This is a genomic window from Flavobacterium salmonis (genome assembly GCF_903819435.1).
In the GTDB taxonomy this organism is placed as follows: Bacteria; Bacteroidota; Bacteroidia; order Flavobacteriales; family Flavobacteriaceae; genus Flavobacterium; species Flavobacterium chungangense.
The window spans coordinates 277213-296420 of the sequence record NZ_CAIJDP010000079.1; the positions used below are offsets into that span (position 1 = coordinate 277213).

17 protein-coding genes and 1 pseudogene are annotated in these 19208 nt (G+C 33.8%); 4 read left to right on the forward strand and 14 right to left on the reverse strand.

The genetic code is table 11. The features are described from left to right. Positions 1-14: 14 nt before the first annotated feature. The 10 genes and pseudogenes from FLACHUCJ7_RS17575 to FLACHUCJ7_RS17600 all read right to left on the reverse strand — a co-directional run bounded on the left by FLACHUCJ7_RS17575 (position 15) and on the right by FLACHUCJ7_RS17600 (position 7477). Positions 15-326, reverse strand: a complete 312-nt coding sequence (locus tag FLACHUCJ7_RS17575) for a TOMM propeptide domain-containing protein (RefSeq protein ID WP_180909824.1) — start codon at positions 324-326, stop codon at positions 15-17. A 430-nt stretch (positions 327-756) separates the two neighbouring features. Then, positions 757-1266: a hypothetical protein gene (locus FLACHUCJ7_RS25410; RefSeq protein WP_230408857.1), complete on the reverse strand. Its 510-nt coding sequence runs from the start codon at positions 1264-1266 to the stop codon at positions 757-759. Further along, the gene (locus FLACHUCJ7_RS25415) at positions 1256-1444 is read right to left on the reverse strand and encodes a sialate O-acetylesterase (RefSeq protein ID WP_230408858.1); all 189 of its coding nucleotides are present in this window, start codon (positions 1442-1444) and stop codon (positions 1256-1258) included. Before FLACHUCJ7_RS25415 ends, FLACHUCJ7_RS25410 begins: the two co-directional genes overlap by 11 nt. Further along, a complete protein-coding gene (locus FLACHUCJ7_RS25420) occupies positions 1422-2048 on the reverse strand; it encodes a sugar-binding domain-containing protein (RefSeq protein WP_317170927.1) in 627 nt (208 codons plus the stop codon). Before FLACHUCJ7_RS25420 ends, FLACHUCJ7_RS25415 begins: the two co-directional genes overlap by 23 nt. A 120-nt stretch (positions 2049-2168) precedes the next feature. Then, the gene (locus FLACHUCJ7_RS25425) at positions 2169-2504 is read right to left on the reverse strand and encodes a hypothetical protein (RefSeq protein WP_230408859.1); all 336 of its coding nucleotides are present in this window, start codon (positions 2502-2504) and stop codon (positions 2169-2171) included. A gap of 231 nt (positions 2505-2735) precedes the next feature. Continuing rightward, on the reverse strand, positions 2736-4364 hold the full coding sequence (locus FLACHUCJ7_RS17585; protein ID WP_078228161.1) for a GH35 family beta-galactosidase: 1629 nt from the start codon (positions 4362-4364) through the stop codon (positions 2736-2738). Positions 4365-4549: 185 nt separating this feature from the next. Continuing rightward, positions 4550-5203 carry an endo-1,4-beta-xylanase gene (locus tag FLACHUCJ7_RS25430; protein ID WP_317170928.1) on the reverse strand — a complete coding sequence of 218 codons (654 nt, stop codon included), beginning with the start codon at positions 5201-5203 and terminating at the stop codon, positions 4550-4552. Between the two features lie 132 nt (positions 5204-5335). After that, positions 5336-5844 (reverse strand): annotated as a pseudogene (locus FLACHUCJ7_RS25435) (alpha-glucuronidase family glycosyl hydrolase); the annotation flags it as partial. Between the two features lie 659 nt (positions 5845-6503). Further along, positions 6504-7028: a DinB family protein gene (locus FLACHUCJ7_RS17595; protein WP_223255472.1), complete on the reverse strand. Its 525-nt coding sequence runs from the start codon at positions 7026-7028 to the stop codon at positions 6504-6506. 83 nt (positions 7029-7111) lie between these two features. Next, positions 7112-7477, reverse strand: coding sequence for a SpoIIAA family protein (locus FLACHUCJ7_RS17600; RefSeq protein WP_180909825.1), 366 nt, complete (start codon positions 7475-7477; stop codon positions 7112-7114). Positions 7478-7731: 254 nt separating this feature from the next. Here FLACHUCJ7_RS17600 and FLACHUCJ7_RS17605 point away from each other — a divergent pair, with 254 nt between their 5' ends. Next, a complete protein-coding gene (locus FLACHUCJ7_RS17605) occupies positions 7732-10080 on the forward strand; it encodes a mechanosensitive ion channel family protein (RefSeq protein WP_180909826.1) in 2349 nt (782 codons plus the stop codon). Positions 10081-10153: 73 nt separating this feature from the next. Here FLACHUCJ7_RS17605 and FLACHUCJ7_RS17610 read toward each other — a convergent pair whose 3' ends face one another. The 4 genes from FLACHUCJ7_RS17610 to FLACHUCJ7_RS17625 form a co-directional block, all read right to left on the reverse strand. After that, entirely contained in the window at positions 10154-10657 is a 504-nt protein-coding gene (locus FLACHUCJ7_RS17610) for a hypothetical protein (RefSeq protein ID WP_180909827.1), read from the reverse strand. Positions 10658-11074: 417 nt separating this feature from the next. After that, positions 11075-12478, reverse strand: coding sequence for an efflux transporter outer membrane subunit (locus FLACHUCJ7_RS17615; RefSeq protein WP_180909828.1), 1404 nt, complete (start codon positions 12476-12478; stop codon positions 11075-11077). An 18-nt stretch (positions 12479-12496) separates the two neighbouring features. Beyond that, positions 12497-15664, reverse strand: coding sequence for an efflux RND transporter permease subunit (locus tag FLACHUCJ7_RS17620; protein WP_180909829.1), 3168 nt, complete (start codon positions 15662-15664; stop codon positions 12497-12499). Positions 15665-15670: 6 nt separating this feature from the next. Then, positions 15671-16825, reverse strand: coding sequence for an efflux RND transporter periplasmic adaptor subunit (locus FLACHUCJ7_RS17625; protein WP_180909830.1), 1155 nt, complete (start codon positions 16823-16825; stop codon positions 15671-15673). 267 nt (positions 16826-17092) lie between these two features. On the opposite strand from FLACHUCJ7_RS17625, the gene FLACHUCJ7_RS17630 reads away from it, so the two are divergent. The 3 genes from FLACHUCJ7_RS17630 to FLACHUCJ7_RS17640 are packed head-to-tail and all read left to right on the forward strand — an operon-like array spanning position 17093 to position 19179. Beyond that, positions 17093-18136 (forward strand): sensor histidine kinase, encoded by a 1044-nt coding sequence (locus FLACHUCJ7_RS17630; RefSeq protein WP_078228169.1) that lies wholly within the window; start codon positions 17093-17095, stop codon positions 18134-18136. Beyond that, entirely contained in the window at positions 18136-18870 is a 735-nt protein-coding gene (locus tag FLACHUCJ7_RS17635; RefSeq protein WP_078228170.1) for a LytR/AlgR family response regulator transcription factor, read from the forward strand. The genes FLACHUCJ7_RS17630 and FLACHUCJ7_RS17635 overlap by 1 nt, the downstream gene beginning before the upstream one ends. A 15-nt stretch (positions 18871-18885) precedes the next feature. Continuing rightward, positions 18886-19179, forward strand: coding sequence for a DUF3861 domain-containing protein (locus FLACHUCJ7_RS17640; protein ID WP_078228171.1), 294 nt, complete (start codon positions 18886-18888; stop codon positions 19177-19179). Positions 19180-19208: the final 29 nt, after the last annotated feature.

The window sequence follows — 19208 nt, forward strand, 5'->3', positions numbered from 1 at the left end:
ATTCCGTCTAATAATCATTTTATAATGATTGGAGGCGTCTGTCCGTCACCTCCACCGGAAATAATGTCTAATTGTTCTTCTGATAGTTCCATATTATCTACAACTTCAACCAAATTAGGATTGGAAGGAATATTAATAAATAGCGTAGATGTACTTGACTGGTCAGTAACAGTAATTGTTTTTCCTTCTGCTAAATGAATCGGCCGCTCTAAAAAACTTTCTAATGCTGATAGCGGACTGGTTAGTAAATTACTCTTAAAAACAGGATCTTCCCATGCTTTTTTAACAATAGATTCCAATGTCTTTTGATCGTTAATAAATTCCATGTTTTCTATATTTTATGATTAAACTCATTCTTAACTACTGTAAAATTATCAGCATTAAAGAATATAGAATTGCCAAATTGACTGACAAAAGATCAAATAGCTTATTTATTACCTTTTTTAGTAGTCTTTTATAATTTCTTTTTTTTTATACTATAGGCTGATTAATTCAAAACTGAAAAAGCTGTATTGAAATTACATTCAATACAGCTTTTTCAGTTTACTATTTTGGAATTCTATTTGATGGTACTGAAGTAAAACTGAGGAAACGTTTTTACAACTCTACTCGTAATAATATCAAATTTATACAAACTGCTGGTACAACTTTTTTAGACTTATTTTCTCACTAAAAAATAAACAATGCTTTTTAGTAAATAATAAAAGTTAGATATTAATATAAATTAGTTACGATAAATAAATTACAGATCAACAGTTAAATCTTGCTTTCAAAAGGCGATGCAGGTAAATTTTGTTTATTGTATAAATTAGCCTCTGAGGGGTTGTCAGCCCTGGCATATCTGACTTTTAAAGGGATTGGAATTGAATCACTCCAAACCATAATCTTATCGTTTATGATTTCGGCATTTGCCCACACAAATTTGCCATCGCCACCGGCGATGGAAAACCCCTTTAAAATTGCATTCTTTTTTGCTATCAAACCAGTTCCAATATCTGAAAAACTTAGTACCAATTTGTTTTGTTCCCGCTTCATGGATTTAAAAAGTGGTCCTGATAAAACTAATTTTTTTTCACCATAAACCATTTTTATTGCTTGTAAAGCAAGCCTTTTGCCTACATCGTATTTGTTTAAGGGATGAATGTCATTCCACTCTCCTAAATCTATTGTCACCGCCATAGCTGTATTGGGAACAGACAACGTTTTTTTTTGCTGCTGTCTTAATTCTGCCCAATTGCTTTCAACTGGTTCAGATTTAGGCTCCATATAATTTGCAAGCTGAACATATATAAAAGTGAAATTTATGTTTCCATTCTGCCCTCCAATTTGTAATCAAGGTTTCCATTAATGCTGAATATTCTACCGGCTTTTTTGTGCTTGATTCTCCCTGATACCAGAGAACGCCTTTGATTGCATAATTTTTAAAAGGAGCAATACATCGCATTGTAGAGCCCAACCGGTTTCCATCTGATAAAAGTCTGTGACGGTAAAGGAAGCATTTTTGTTCCTAATTTGTACTTCCATATGCAGCTTAGGTTTAGAGAATCATTCCCATTCACTAATTGATATTGTTTATCCATGACAAAACCTCCCTTGCCTGAATTATTTATGATACGAATAGCAATTTCATTTTTCCCTTCTTTTAAAATATTTGAATTAAAAGAATATTTTCTGGGTGGATACAGATACGAAGTTGTTCCCACAAAATGAACATTTACAAAAACAGAATCGGCATCGACTATTCTTCCTAAAATAAGTTTAGCCGAATTCTCTTTAACTTTCTGGATTTTAAATTCTTTTCTAAACCACACAGCACCATTTATATTTGCTAAACCATTGTCTGCCCAATAACCGGGAACATGCATCGTGTTCCAGTCTGAATCATTCAATTCAGGATTTGACCATTTATTCTTTAAACCTTCATCTGTTTTATTCAGTAATTGATACCATTCGTTATTACTCTTTTTATCATTTGATTCAATTTGGTATATCAGGTTTTTGTCTTTAAATCTTTGATATTCCTGATAATACTCCGGAAATTTTTTAATTCCTTCTTAATTGATCCAGGATTCGGCCGGAGAACCTCCCAAAGCAGCATTAATCAATCCGATTGGAATTTTATACTTTTCATAAATTTCACGGGCAAAAAAATATCCAACAGCCGAAAATTACAAGATATTAACCGGAGTCACTGAAATCCATTCGCCAGAAGGATATTTTTTAATGTTATGGTAATTACTCGATGAAAAAGTCATTTCGTATGGTCCACCAGCTTTTTGCGGAGGTAAAATAATCATCCATGTTCCGTCTTCAGCCGTAATGGTTTTGTAAATTTTACTATTAAAGTTTAATTCTATTTTTTCATTTGCAGCAGCCCAGCCCCAAATTTTCACTTTGGCATCCCGCTGTAAAATCATGCCGTCACTAATTAATCGAGGCAATTTTATTTGCGAATTAGCTGCAAAACTTAGAAATAGTATTGTGAGTCGTATTATTTTTTTCATTTTTCTTTTTGCTTTTACTTTCGTCAAACATTAAATAATCAGGAAAGATGTTACTCTAAAACCTACTTTCCCTAGAAAATTATATCTATTTTTTTTACACAGATTTAAAAAAAAACAAGCAGATTTTGAAAGATTTATTTCTAAAAATCAAATTTAATCTGCTTAAATCTGTTTGAAATTAAATTGAATCATGATATCCTAAAATTTGTTTTCTGTAAACTGTTAGAACACTTATTCATACATATATAATTTTATCTTTTGAATTTCATAATCGCCCACCGAAATTCTAAGATGTCTTCCCTGATGAGTCTGATCACCATTAAAGTGTCTTACAGTCCTCCATAAATCATTTTCAAATTTCCCCTGATCTGTTTTTAAAATCCCGGCGTTAAGAGCTGTGTTTTTTAAAGCTTTAAAAGTTACCACTACGCCTGATCCGGCAATGTAAAATTCATCCGTAGCGATTTCAATAATGATTGCACTTGACATAGGCCAGACTTCTGCTTTTGCTCCATCAGACCAGTTTAAGGTATAATCATGTTTAAATGTAAACTCGAAATTACCCAGTTTAATTATCTGTAATTGATTTTCTTTATCTAATAAAACACCATCAATTTTTCCTTGTCCTTTATTCGCTTCAATGACAGGAGTCAATTGTTTAACCAGATTATAAATGTTACCAAGCGGTTCTTTTTTAGCATCAGCAACAGATTCGATTGAGAAAGGCGAAAAACCAATTGCTTCATAATGGCCAATAGCATATAATCCTTTAAATGGAGTGCTTTCGTCAAAGCGATGCTCCGGAATAAAAAGTGGATCTCCCTGACGGGTAAACAAATCATTCCAGTGTTTAAACAAAGGATTATAAAAATCCGGTGAAAGTAAATCAATTGAAGTTCCTGCAGCTTTCCAGATATCCATCAAATGTGGTAATGGGCCTGCACTTGGATATTCTCCAGGTTTTTTCTCTGGAGCATTTAAAGCAGCATTTACAAATAAAGGCAATGCATACGCATATTTTCCGGCTTTAGCGATTTTATTAGTGAATTTTGCAAAATACCAGGCCATGAAAATTTCGTCTGTGTGAAGACCTTTTCCAAATATCTGCTCCCAGTTTCCTGAAGTTTTAAAACCGTTCTTTTTCCAGATTTCCAGGAACTCAGGAACCAGTTTTTCTTTGTTTTTCTGCATGTATTTCAACAATTCATCAGGAACTGGCTTATTAAAAGCTTCGTTTGCCCATACACAATAATCCCTTGCTGTAGGCAGCATTCCGATTTCATTTTCAACCTGAACCATTATGACCGTTTGTTCTTTTTGATCAAAATCTTTAATATGACTCATTAATTTTTGAAAAGCTTTTAAATCGGCTTCTAAATTATTTTCGCTGAACGGCGTTAAAATCTCATGACTTTTACCTTTATCATCCTTAACTCTTGGATATTTCTTCTGGTTTAATTTGACCCATGCCGGAGCATGGCTCGACATACTGTTTTTCCATGATCCGAACCAAAGAAATACCAATTTCAGATTTTCTTTCCTTGCTTTAAGAATCAGGTCGTCCACCAAAGAAAAATCAAATTTGCCTTCCTTAGGTTCTATGAGTTCCCAATAAACCGGAGTCAATACGGTATTCAGATTCATATCAGCAAGTTTAGGCCAGATAGGTTCCATGCTCTCCATGCTTGTAGCAGAAGAATTCCCTAATTCACCACCTCTTATAATAAATGGTTTATTATCGACAATTAATTGAGTCCTATTGCCTTTTTTTTGAAGATGGGGAATTTTTTCCTGAGAAAATCCGAACTGGAAAACAGTTAACAATAATGTGGGTACTATTATTTTAGAAAATCCAATCATTATAAATTTTTTAAAAATTAATTTATCATTTAAATAGTGTTTGACGTATCAAAAACAAATAAGTAATCCATGATACAAATCCGTTTTGCAGATTTATATTATGGATTAAATTACAATAAAAAGACTTTATTTCTGAAGTTCTCCTGAAAAGTCTTTACTCACATCTTTGCCGGCAAGACCATCTGCTACTCCTTTATAGGCATGTTTACGTATATAGCTGGTATCCCATACGTTTGGAGATTCATTTGGTAACCAATATTCATGTTCTTTTCGTTATCAGATACTCCCCAAATGGTTATTCCATATTGTTGAGCAGCTGGAATGTATTTTTTATAGGAATCAATAACATACTGGTACATGGCTGCCTGATCTGCTAATTGTACAGCTGTAGGACTCTTTGTTCCTAAGCGAATATCCAGCTCAGAGATTTTTATTAATTTTCCTGAAGCCGCTAATTTTTGAAACATCTGATCAATTTTGGCTTTATCAGTTGTTAAAGAAATATGCATTTGTGTTCCTATTACATCAACAGTAGCTCCTTGATTTTCAATATATTTAACGTAGTTAATTAATCCATCACATTTGTCCAGTCTGGATTCTAAATTATAGTCGTTTATAAATAATTTATCTGTAGAATTACCATATTGACGTGCTAATTTAAACGCTTTTACCGCATAATCTTTCCCTAGATATTTTCCCCAGTAAAATTCATCATTTGCCATATCAGTAACAACACCATCACGTAAACTTCCATCTTCTTTTACTGGTTCGTTTACTAAATCCCAGGCATGAACATCATTTTTAAAATGCGTCATCATTTTTGAAATCCAGTCAGTCATGGCTGCATCAATCAGTTGTGTTTTTTCTGCATCTGTTTTTTCAATAGTAACAGGCCCGGTTGCACCCGTAGAAGAGTCTGCTGTTTTCAATCCTCCAATTTCAATTGGAGCTGAAAAACGGGCTGTTAAATATACCTTTATTCCGTAGGGTCTGAATACATTTGCCAAAGCTTGAACTTTCTCTAAATATTGAGGCGTTAAGATTAAGGCATTTGCATTTACATTAGTCAAAACGGTTCCGTTAATACCAACAGAAGCATTTGCACGGGCATAATAAATATAACGCTGATCAATAAAATCAGGTAATTTTTGCCAGTTCCATAAAGAAAAACCTGCATAACCGCGCTGTCTAAATTATCCCAATGATTTAAAATTCTAATATTCGTTTTTGGAGAATCAGCAATATTTAAATCCTGAATTGATTTATTGGTCTGAATCAACCTCAAAAAATTATAAACACTATACAAAACCCAAACCTCTTTTTTACCGGTAATTAGAATGTGTTTCTTGTTTTTCAATAAAATGGTTTTGATGACAAATCCTTCTTCGTTTATTTTATCAAAATCAGAGCTTTTTAACCTTTGTATTTCAGAATTTAATGCTGCTTTTGAGCCTATAATTATTTTGTTTTCTCCTTTAATTTCTGAAAGAACATCCGGTTTTTTCCAGCATGTTAAAAATTCCTGTTTCTAATTCTTTTGTTGAAATCTTAGCCGTTTCAGAGTTTTCCAAAGAAACAATTCCCTGTAACTTATTTTTATTCTGAAGCAAGTGTAGCGTTTGTTATCTGATCATATTGCAGCCATAATTTATAATCCTTTTGAGCTATTGCAGAAGAGGAAATAATAAATACAAGGAAAATTAATCGCAATGAAATCATCTTTTACTAATTTATTCTTTTTAAAAACATTTTGAATTGAATTAATGCTTAAATAATATATTTGATTAAATTTTACCTTAAAAAATACATTATCGCAAACAAAAAAATAAAAACAATCGGTTGCATAAAAAATATACTATTTGTGTTTAAAGAAAAAAATTTTACTGGAGTTTTTTAGTTATTATTTACTAATTGATAAATTTAAGGAATTGGAAACAGATAAATTGAACAATCTGCATAATGGCAATTGCTTATCTTTTACTTGTACTCTGGTACTCTGGTTTTCGAAAATTCACTCAAGAAATTGAGAATGTTTTTTGTTTTATTAATCAATATAAATCACATTCAATTATCATCCTGAACGCAGGCGAAGGACTTAAAATCCAAAAAAAAAATAGATTTCCTTTACATAAAAGCTCATTATAATGATTTCTTCAATATAATTTTGAATTTTTCAATTTGTCGTCTATGTCGTAAAACATGTACAATTGCATGCTCTGTCATTTGTTCAATATCATAAACTTGTCCCCAGGGAGTAGCTATTTTTTTATTATTGTCAAATTCCTCAAGTTGATTATCCTGAATAGTTCTAAAAGTCTCGATTGTGAAGGCTAAGAAACGATTTAAATCAATGTTATATTCCTTTATTGTAAAACGAAGCAAATCATCAGGATACTCTACTTTTTCTCCTAAAAACTGTCTAATATCCATTGCATAACAAAATCCGGAACACACAACATGTGCTAAGATTGTTTGTATGGATTTACAATTCGAATCGTTTGTATTATCATCAATAATTTTAATTAATTCAATATCAGAAATATCAGAAATTAGTTGTTGTAATTCAGTAATTGCCTTTTCATATTCGTCAAGGAGCGCCCCTGTTGCACCATGCCTGTAAATTTTAGTCATCAAATTGCTGAATTCATTTTTGTCTGTTATCATATAATAAAAATCAACGGATAAGATTTAGTCGTATCACAACAATAGTACAAAAAACATGTAAAACTATAATGCCAAAAAATAATTTAAATGTTTCCTTCGACCCAATTCAGTGCTTTATTAAATTCTTCTTTTTTAAAACCACGAAATTCTCCCGGAACGACATAGCTAAATCCATTAGTAAATGAAATAATTTCTTCAGTATCCGTAACAATAGCAGCTCGGTTCCATTTTCCTAAATGTTTCAATCCAATTAACGCATCCTGCAGCCATGCTCCTGCCGTAAAGTTTCCAATATCAGTATCTAATACCAATAAAAAATTAATTTCATTGATTCTTTTTACCAAATTATCTATGGCAGGAACAACAGCTGCCTGAAAATCTTCCTTTGTTACTTCTGCAAGCGCTCTAAAATCCACTATATTGTCTGCAGTATCAATTATATGTATCATATTTTATCTGTTTTTTAATTATTTCACTTTCAAATTTAGACTACACAAAACAGATCGGTTTATATGTTGTCTTTTAAATTTTATAAAATATCTATCTCATCAATATCAGTCAGGTGAGACTCATTGAATTAAAACATGCCTATGAGCAAATTGAAACTTAATTTCAGTTAAGTTTTTATAATAATTTATCTGTAAATACAACTAAACTATTTTAAAAAAATTACATTTGAAAATCCAAATCTATATTTAAAATTATGTTCCAAAAAAGAAATTTTCTTCATCTTCTCGCGACATTGATTATCTTATTTTATAACGTAAATGTGAGTTCGCAAACGTCATCTCCAAAAAAAGAAAACCGTTCAAAATTATTTGAAGAAACTACTACAGACAGCGATTATTTAATGGCTATTGAAAAAGCCGGTGAGGTAATGGAATCAGCTTATAACGATGCCGATTTTGACAGTGCATCTCATCATTTGTTTCGCGAAATTAAAAGAACACAAGGCAAACTTGACCTTATTCTGGCAAGCTTAAAGGGCGCTAATACAAATGTACGTAACCAGCAAATGTATCATACGGTTCTACAAGAATTACAGCTGCAATTGGATCAACAGAATGCAGCTATTAATTTGCGTAACCAGAATCTTGAAAAAATTAAAAGCCGATTTATCGAACTCCGAAAAGACAAAACACTAACCGGGCTTTTAAAAGATACTATTCGACGAAAACAGTTTAAAAAAGAATTTGCGAATCTTAAAAAAAGATACCTCGCTACAGACAGTCTGATGACTAAAAATCAAGGGATTTTAAACACGAAGAAAAGACTAACAGTACAGCGAAAAATTGCAGTTTCAAATGCTTTGATTACAGTCGAAAACAATCTTGAAAAGTCAGGAATCAGCATGCTGCATAAAGAATATCCTTTCTTGTGGAGCATCAATGAATCTATTCCTAAAAAAGCGATAAAACAAAATATAGGAGCCAAAATAGTAATTGAAGAAAACGTTGCTGGTTATTATTTGAGCTATCGAACCGGAGGATTAATTACGCTGTTATTTTTTATGGGGCTTTTGGCGTGGTATATTTCCCGTAATTTAAAATACCTCAATGCGAACGGATATAACGAAAACCTTTCTTCTTTTAATTTTAAATATTTAAACAGAGGTGTAATAGTGCCTGTTGGAGTCATTGGGCTCAATATTGCCGTTGTCAGCAATTTGTATGCTCCTGCGCTATTTTTAGAATTACTTCATCTCTTATTACTTGGATTTTTGACTGTACTTTTTAAAAATAATTGGTCAAAAATTTCCATGAAAAATTGGCTATTCCTTTTGGGATTATTCTTCACACTTTGTTTCCTTGATCTTTTTATAGAGGTTGGTTTATTACAGCGATGTGCTTTTATTATCATTAATATTTTAGGAATTCGCTATGGTTTGGTGCAAATCAAAACCCTTAAAGACCAATTATATATCAAAGGTTTTTTTAAATGGGCCAGTATTATTTTTATCGGATTAAATGGTTTGTCTATACTTTATAATCTTTTTGGACGAGTATCGCTTTCCAATATGCTGAGCTTAACTGCTTTTATTTCGCTTACGCAGATTGTGGCATTGAGCGTGCTTTTGAAAATCATTTTAGAAATCATTATTTTACAGATCTATACGACCCGAATTAAACGTGGTTTCGAAAAGATTTTCGATCATGAAAGTTTGTCTGATACGCTAAAAAGGCCATTTATTATTGTAATCAGCTATATGTGGCTTGTGGTTATTGCCTCCAATTTAAATATTTGGGAATCGCTTCGTTCCTCTTTAGGAAACTTATTAAGCCATCCCAATACTATCGGAAGCATTACTTTTACTTTAGGAAACATAGTTTTGTTTTTTATTATTATCTGGATTGCTCATTTGCTTCAAAAATATGTAGCTTACTTTTTTGGTGAAATTGAGGATGAAAACGAAGAAAATGTCAATAAAAGACAGCATTCAAAATTACTGATTACCAGACTGCTTGTATTAATTGGCGGTTATTTATTGGCCGTAGCCGCGTCCGGAATGCCTTTGGATAAATTAAGTATTCTATTAGGTGCCTTAGGCGTAGGTGTTGGACTTGGTCTTCAAAGCGTGGTGAATAATTTTGTATCGGGTATAATTTTAATATTTGACAAACCAATTCAGGTGGGAGATGTTATTGAAATAAGTTCTGAGTCTGGCCGGGTAAAATCTATGGGATTGCGAACTACAAAAATCAATGCTCCAAACGGTGCTGAAATCATTATTCCGAATGGAAATTTATTATCTCAAAATATCACTAACTGGACATATACAGACAATTTTAAACTGGTTGAAATTTCAATAGAAATTAGTGGTGATACTACTCCGGATCACATTAATGTAATAGTAATGGACGCTCTAAAAAGTTTAGCTTTGATTAACATGGAAAAAACGCCTCAAATTTATTACAGCGCCATTTCTGATGGAAAATATAAAGTATTGGTAAAATTCTGGTGCAGTATTTATCGTACTGAAGAAACGATAAGCAGTGCGCGTCAGGTTCTCTTTAGCAACTTTAAAGCTAAAGGATTGACTTTTTCAACTTAACAAATAAATTTTCTAAAATCAAAAAACGCCTCAGTAATTTGAGGCGTTTTTCATTGTTATATTTTTAAATCAATTAGTGGTGACCATTATGCTTATGATCCTGACCCATGTTAGAATTTCCTTTAGATTTATTTGAATTATCGTTTTTAGGATTCCCTTTGTGTGACTTCTCTCTATTATACTGTTTATCGTTTTTGACAGGTTTATTTCCTCTATTTTTTTGAGGTTTACCGTGATATCCTTTTGGGTAATTGGCTCTGTGTTTTTTATGATAGGTATAAGGAGAATTTCCTTTATAATCATTCAACACTACTTTATAACCACTATACAAATCATATTGTCTGTATTTTACAGGAAGTCTTCTTTCGCGAATCCATTGTCCGTTATTAACATAAATATACTGACTTTGGGAAACATCATAATAAGTATCGATATCCGGTAAATAATAATATCTGCTGTCATCGTTTCCTTCTGGTCCCCAGCTGGGAGGTGTTCCAATATTTACATTAATTGAAACCTGTGCATGAGCAAAAAATACACTCATAAAAAGCACTAAGTTAAGTACTGATTTTTTCATCTTTTTTGTTGTTAAATATTAATTTGATTTAACTAAGGCGAAAGTAGTGCCAATATATTGGTTTATGACATGCATTATACAGAAACATGGAACCAATCGACGAATACTGCTTTTCAGCCGATATAATTAACTAACTTCTTTTAAGGATAAATCCCCTGTCCGTTTTAACGAACTTCAATGAACACAGAATTTAAAATAGATATACAGTGAAGTAATCTTGTATACCGAACCCGGTACAAAAGCATTTTTACTTCTATTTGGGCTAAGGAAATCATTTTCATAAGAATATGTTTATCTATACAATTTGTAACTTCGATAAAGAAAACTAAAACTCAGGTTTGCTAATAAAAAAAACGCCTCAATTAATGAGGCGCTCTTCGTTTTAACAATTTTAATTTAACGATGATGATGAAAATTCTATTTCCAACCACCACCTAGAGCACGATACAAATCAACAACTGCCTGTAATTTTTGTAAATTATCATTGATGCCGCTCAATTGAGCATCCAATAAATTCTGTTCTGATGTCAATACATCTGTGTAATTCGTAGCCGAACTATATTCTAAAAGCTGTTGTGTAAAATCGACTGCTTTTTCTAAGGCTGCAATTTGTTTTTCTCTCGAATCTTGTTTTTCAACCGCCATTTGATAAGCGTATAACGCATTCGAAACTTCCTGACCTGCTGTCAAGAGACTCTGCTGAAAATTATTATAAGCCTGCAATTGCTCTGATTGCGCTGTTGTTAATCTCATTTTATTAAGCCCTTGATTAAATATAGGCTGGGTCAGACCTCCCACTATCGAATAAAAAATCGAATTGGTAAAAAAGTCTTTCAATTCTAAATTAGAAAATCCACCGCTTGCTGTAAGGGTCAAACTTGGATAGAAATTGGTTCTTGCCAGGTTTGTAGATTCAAATGCAACTCTAAAATTAAATTCTGCCTGACGAACATCCGGACGATTCTGCAATAATTGAGAAGGTAACCCAATTGCAATATTTTCAGGAATAATCTGTGTTCCTAACTCCCCTCTTTCTATTGGCCCAGGTGCTTGACCTAATAAAATATTAATGGCATTTTCAGTTTCACGTATGCTTTGTTTCAAATCCGGAATCAAAACTTCTGCTGCATGTTGGTTGGCTTCGCTCTGTACCACTGCTGCTCCTGTAACAATTGCGCCTTCTTTTAAAGCTTTAATTGTTTCCACATTTTTAACGCGGCTTTCTAAAGTTTCCCGTGTGATTTTCAATTGTTTGTCATACGCTAATAACAAAAAATAGTTATTTGTAATATCTGAAATCAACTGTGTCTGCACTGCCTGCTTTGCAGCATCTGTAGCTAAATACGAAGCAAAAGCTGCTCTTTTAGAGCTGCTCAATTTTCCCCAAATATCCGCTTCCCAAGAAGTGCTTAAGCCTAGTTTATAAGTCGTTGTTAATGTGTTGATCGAAGCGCCCCCAAAATTTAAAGAAGCTTCAGATTGTTTACTATGTGTGGCACTTGCATCCAGACTTAACGTTGGATAGTAAGCCAATTTACTTTGACGCAACGAAGCTTGTGCCTGAATAATATTCTCAATAGCATTTTTCAAATTAAGATTATTATCTAATCCTTTTTGAATCAATGCGTTTAGTTTTTCATCTTTAAAAACACTCTGCCACGGCATATTGGCAATCGTAGTAGAATCGGCTGAAACCTGATCACGATACAATTGATCTGTTTTTAAAGTTGTGGGGCGTTCGTACTTTTTGGTAACTGAACATGCACTCAAAAGTACGGCTGTCAGCACTAGTAAAATATATTTATTTGAACTGTTAGTCATCTCTGTTTTAATTAAATTTTACTCTTTGTGAACTTCTATTAACTGAATTTCATCCTCTTCATCTCCATCATCATAACCATCTTTTGCTGGACCGCTTACTTTTTCTTGTAAAGTCTGGAAGATAATAAACAAAACAGGAATAACAAATACTCCTAAAACGGTTCCGATTAACATTCCTCCTACTGCACCAGTTCCGATTGATTTGTTTCCTACTGCTCCCGCTCCTGAAGCAAACATCAACGGAACAAGTCCTAAAATAAAGGCGAACGAGGTCATTAGAATTGGTCTTAAACGTGCTACAGCTCCTGCAATTGCTGCCTCTACAATAGGTAATCCTTTTCGTCGTCTCTCCAATGCAAATTCAACAATCAAAATTCCGTTCTTCGCCAGTAATCCAATCAGCATGATTAAGGAAATCTGCAGGTAAATATTACTATTTAATTTGAAAATAATCGAAAACAAATACGCTCCGGCCAATCCGAACGGAATGGAGAATAATACTGCAAAAGGCAGAATATAACTCTCGTATTGTGCACTCAATAAGAAATAAACAAAGACCAAACACAAGATAAAAATGAAAATCGTTTCACTTCCTGATGCTAATTCTTCACGCGTTAAACCAGAGAATTCGTATCCGTATCCCGCAGGAAGATTTTCTGCCGCCACTTCCTGAATCGCCTTAATAGCATCTCCGGAACTATATCCCGGATTTGGCGCTCCTGTAATCGAAATTGAAGTAAACAAGTTAAATCTTGAAATCGATTCCGGTCCAAAAACTCTAGTCATCGTTACAAATTCCGTAATCGGAGCCATGTTTCCTGCACTGTTTCTCACGAAGATTTTGTTCAACCCCTCGGTATTGGTTCTGAATTCAGGAGAAGCCTGAATCATGACACGGTATTGTTTTCCGAATTTATTAAAGTTAGAAGCATACAAACCTCCATAATACCCTTGCATCGTTGATAAAATCGAATTGACTGTTACACCTGCATCTTTGGCTTTAGCCAGATTAATATCCATCATATATTGAGGAAAACCTGGATTAAATGGAGTTGTCGCATATTGTATTTCAGGACGTTTTGCTAATTTTTCAAGAAAATCAGTATTCACTTTAAAGAATTCTGCTGTCGAGTGTCCTCCTTTATCCTGAAGCTGAAATTCGAATCCTCCACTTTGTCCAAACCCCTGGATGGTTGGCGGAGAAATAAAGAAAATATTAGCTTCACGAATTCCGCTTGTTTTGGCAAAAAGCTGACCAATAACTTCATCAACACTTAAGTCACGTTTGTCCCACGTTTCTAATTTTACAATAACCATACTGTACGCACTTCCGGCTCCTGCAGTAAAGTTTTGTCCCACAATACGAAGCGTATTTTTAACTCCCGGAATAGTATTCGCAATACTATCTACTTGCTTGGCTATAATATCAGAACGTTCCATAGAAGCCGATGGCGGTAAACTAATATTCGCAAAAACAGTACCCTGATCTTCTGCAGGAACAAAAGCAGATGGCGTAGTTTTCATCATATAAAATAAGGCTGCTCCTGCTATAAAAATAGAAACCAAAACAATCCATTTTTTGACAGAAAGAAAACTTACCGAACGTTTGTACCTGTTGGTTACATTATCAAATGCAACGTTAAACGAGGTATAAAATCGTTGCATAAAACTTTTATGTTTATGATCGTCAGCATGCGGTTTTAAAAGCAAAGCACATAAAGCCGGACTTAAAGTCAAACCGTTTACAGCCGAAAGAATAATCGCAACAGCTAATGTAATACCAAATTGCTTGTAAAAAACTCCTGTTGATCCTGTAATAAACGTTACCGGAATAAATACGGCGGCCATTACAAGCGTAATAGAAATGATCGCTCCGGAAATTTCATCCATCGCATCAATAGTCGCTTTTTTAGATGATTTATAACCGTGATCAAGTTTGGCATGTACCGCCTCGACGACAACAATGGCATCATCGACGACAATACCAATAGCCAGTACCATCGCAAAAAGCGTTAATAAGTTAATTGTAAATCCAAATAAATTCAGGAAGAAAAATGTTCCTATAATCGCCACCGGAACCGCAATTGCCGGAATTAATGTTGATCTAAAATCCTGAAGGAAAATAAATACTACAATGAAAACCAAAATAAAAGCTTCTATCAAAGTGTGAATTACTTTCTCAATCGAAGCATCCAAATTTTCGTTAACATCAACAAGCAGTGTATATTTTATTCCTTTCGGAAAATTCTTTGCTGCTTCTTCAATCAGTTTTTTAGAGTTATTGATTACATCACGGGCATTGGATCCGGGAGTCTGACTAATTGACATTGCTGCTGATTCTACACCGTTTGTCTTAATTGTAGAAGCATAACTCAGAGATCCCAACTCTACTTTCGCTACATCTTTCAATCGCAGTATTTGTCCGTTACCAACCGATTTTATTACTATATCACCAAATTCCTCAGCATTCGTTAAACGTCCTTTATATTTAATTACATATTGAAAAGCCTGATTTCCGTTTTCACCAAATTTACCTGGAGCAGCTTCGATATTCTGTTCTGCCAAAGCAGCCGAAATATCACTCGGAATCAATTTATATTGCTGCATGATATCCGGTTTTAGCCAGATTCTCATTGAATAATCCTTTGATCCAAAAACGGACACATCTCCAACTCCAACAACACGCTGAATTTGCGGAACAAGGTTGATTTTGGCGTAATTTTGAAGAAAAGTCTGATCATACGCTTTATTTTCGCTGTATAAAGAGAAAATCAATAAATTACTACTCTGACTCTTTGTAACCGTTACACCCGCCTGAGTTACCTCTGAAGGCAATAAACTCGTTGCTCTGGAAACCCTGTTCTGCACGTTTACCGCCGCTAAATCAGGATTTGTACCCACTTTAAAAAATATTTTGATAGAAGCACTTCCATCATTTGTTGCAGTCGAAGTCATGTAGGTCATGTTCTCTACACCGTTAATCTGCTCTTCAAGCGGAATTACAATACTTTTCAATACCACATCAGCATTTGCTCCGGTATAACTTGCCGAAACGTTTACTGTTGGCGGAGCAATATCAGGATACTGCGCAATTGGCAATGCTGACAGTCCTATTAGCCCCAAGATGACAATAATAACAGATATTACTGTCGAAAGAACAGGTCTTTGTATAAAAATTTTAAACATCTTTTCTTATTTTAAGTCAGCGTAAACCGTTTCTGGATTCTGATTTTTAGTTTTTATTTCGCTTCCGTCTTTTAATGAAGCTACTCCTTCTAATACGATTTGATAGCCTGCCTTTAAGCCACTTGTCACCACATAGTAATTACCCGCTGTATTTTCAGACACTGTTATATTTACATTTTTTGTTTTTCCATCTTTTCCAACGGTAACTACAAAAATCTTGTCCTGTAGTTCAAATGTGGCACTTTGCGGTACGATCAAAACATCTTTTACTTCATTTGGAATTCGAACAGTGGTACTGCTTCCGCTTCTGATCATCCCTTTCGGATTTGGAAAGCGAGCTCTAATGTTTACGGAGCCTGTCTCTGTATTAATTAATCCGTTTACGGTTTCAATGCGCCCTTTTTCAGTGTAAGTTGATCCATCTAAAAGTAATAAGGAAACCTGAGGTAATTGCTTAATTTTTTGAGCCAGTGAACCTGAACTTTTTGTGAAGTTTAAAAGTACTTTTTCGTTCATTGCAAAATAGGCATAAACATTTCCAATACTTGAAACCGTCGTTAAAGGATCTGCATTATTAGAGCTTACCAAGCTTCCTAAACGAAATGGTATCGACCCCACAACGCCGTCAACAGGGCTTGTTACGGTTGTATATCCCAAATTAGTTTTGGCATTAACCAAAGCTGCATTTGCTTGTGCCAGCGTTGCTAAAGCAGATTCATAACTATATTGTGCCGACTCTAAATCGTATTTACTAATGATTCCTTTTTCAACTAAGGGTTTCACTTTATTAATGGCCAGTTTTGCCGCGCTTAAATCTGCCTGAGCACTTTTAATGCTTGCCGTAGCTGTACGAACCTGCTGCTCATATTCCGGAGCACTTATTTTAAACAAAGGCTGTCCCGTTTTTACTACAACTCCTTCGTCTACAAAAATTTTATCGATATAACCTTCAACCCTTGGGCGAATTTCTATATTTTGCTGTCCCTGAATACTCGCAGGAAAATCGTTATACAAGGTTGCTGATTGGGGCTGTAAAGTCAGCGTTTTATACTCTTTAACTTGTGATCCGGGTCCGCCCATAGGAGCCTGATCACTTTTATTACCACACGAAGCGATGATCACAGACGCTGCGAAAATGCTTAAAAAGGATTGCTTATTCATAACTTACAAATTTGTAATTATCTATTTATAAAGGTGCAAAAGAAATAAAATACGATACACGAAAAACATCTGATAGACGTAGAGTCGAAGATGATCGATAGAGATAACTTTAGAACCGATGGTTTTTAAAAAAAACTAAACAAGTGTTTAATTTACAAACTCATCGGCTCTAACATTGTTTTTATGGAGTGTAAAACTCTCTTTGGCGATTGGTTTAAAATTTTATTCAAATAAAGTGTAATATTGTCAATTAAAACATAAATTATAATGTCCACAAACTTATTCAGACCTTATTTATTTACCGGATTACACATTCTAAGCTGGGTGTTATTGGGATTTATCATGTTGTTTTATATCCCTATAACATGGAACGTGTTACTTCCATCTGTATTTTGGCTTTGGCAGATGATTATCTTAGTTTTATTAATTATTATTTTTTATTCCAATGCCAAAATTATAGTTCCAAAAACCATTATAAAAGATAATACATCTCCGTTTTTAGTTTGGGTTTTTCTTGCTGTTTTTGTGATGCAGCTAATCGCTTATTTTTATACTTCGGAAACAGATCTTCACACTAAAGTCAGTGAGGTCTTAGGATTTAAAAAATATAGAAATCCTTATTTTGACAATTATGTACTTATGCTGACACTATTGGTTTTAGGAATCAGTACAAGCTGGTCGATGCTTCAATATTGGCAGAAAGCAGCACAGCACAAACAAAAACTGGAACAGGATAAAACAGTAGCAGAATTAGCAATGCTCAAGGCGCAGATCAATCCACACTTTTTCTTTAATTCGCTAAATAGTATTTATTCACTTACTTATACAGATGTTGAAGATTCCAGAAATGCGCTTCACACCTTAAGCCGAATGATGCGATATTTGCTTTACAGCACAGAAGAAACAACAACATTGCTGAAAGAAGCTGAATTTATGAGAGACTTTATCGCTTTGATGAAACTTCGTACCAACAGCAAACTGACTATTACAACTGATATCCCTGAAAAAATACACGATTATCCAATTGTTCCGATGTTATTATTACCTTTAGTAGAAAATGCTTTTAAGCATGGTATTCATGCTACTGATAAAAGTGAAATTCATATTTCGTTTAAGCAGAATGGGAACAATCTTGAATTTGAAGTAGAAAATACCTATTTCGAAAAAACTTCTACTACAGATGAAGGCGGTATTGGACTAACGAATACGAAACGCAGACTTCATTTAATTTACCCGCATAAACATACCTTAACATCAGGCATTGCGAAAAACGGAAAGTACAAAGTAAAACTGCAAATAACTTTAGAATAATGATAGCATTAAAATGTATCGCAGTAGATGATGAACCATTAGCATTAAAATTAGTTCAAACCTTTATTGAGCAGACTCCCTTTTTAGAATTGAGCGCCAGCTGTGATAATGCAGTTGAAGCCATGACTATAATTAAGGACAAGCAGCCTGATCTTGTTTTTCTGGACATCAATATGCCTAATTTAACCGGAATGGAATTGGCCAGACTCCTGCAGGAACAGCCTGGATTGACTCCGAAAATTATTTTTACAACCGCTTACAATCACTATGCAATTGAAGGGTATAAAGTTAATGCAGTCGATTATCTTTTAAAACCTTTTAGCTATGAAGAGTTTTTACGTGCTGCAAATAAAGTACTGCAAATAACTGAAGAATCTTCTAATCATTACCAGCCAATTACAGCAGCAGATGATGAGTTTTTTTTCTTAAAAGTAGAATATCAATGGGTTCGGATTTCTCTAAAAGATGTTTTATATATCGAAAGTTTAAAAGATTATGTAAAGGTACATCTTGTCGATTCTCAAAAAACCGTGCTTTCACTTATATCATTGAAAGCCTTAGAAGAAAAATTACCATCCGCAAAATTTATGAGAATTCATCGTTCTTATATTGTCCCTCTTGACAAAATAAATGCCATCAGCAAGAATTCCATTTTTATTGGAAAAACTGAAATTACGGTTGGCGAGCAATACAAAGAGGCATTTAAAACTATTGTTGAAAAATGGCTTAAATAATATAATAAATACCACATGGAAAAAAGAAGCAATAAATATCATTTGACATTAAGTCTTAAGGAATATGCAAATGGAGAAACAATGCCTGCAAAAGAACTTGGAATTGAATTTGAAAATCACGATGAGATTTTTAGCATTATTGAAAAAATAAAAGCTAAAAACTTATTTGATAATGAATCTGAAGCAACTCAATTTGCATTGGGTTTAAAATTATTTGGGGAAATAAAATTGAAACACCGGAAGAATCCTCTTTTTGATGAAATAAATGAAGTCTTTCCCGTCTTCATGAAAAAGTTGAAAACTTTGTAAAAAGCAAAAACGCTTCAGATATGTGAAGC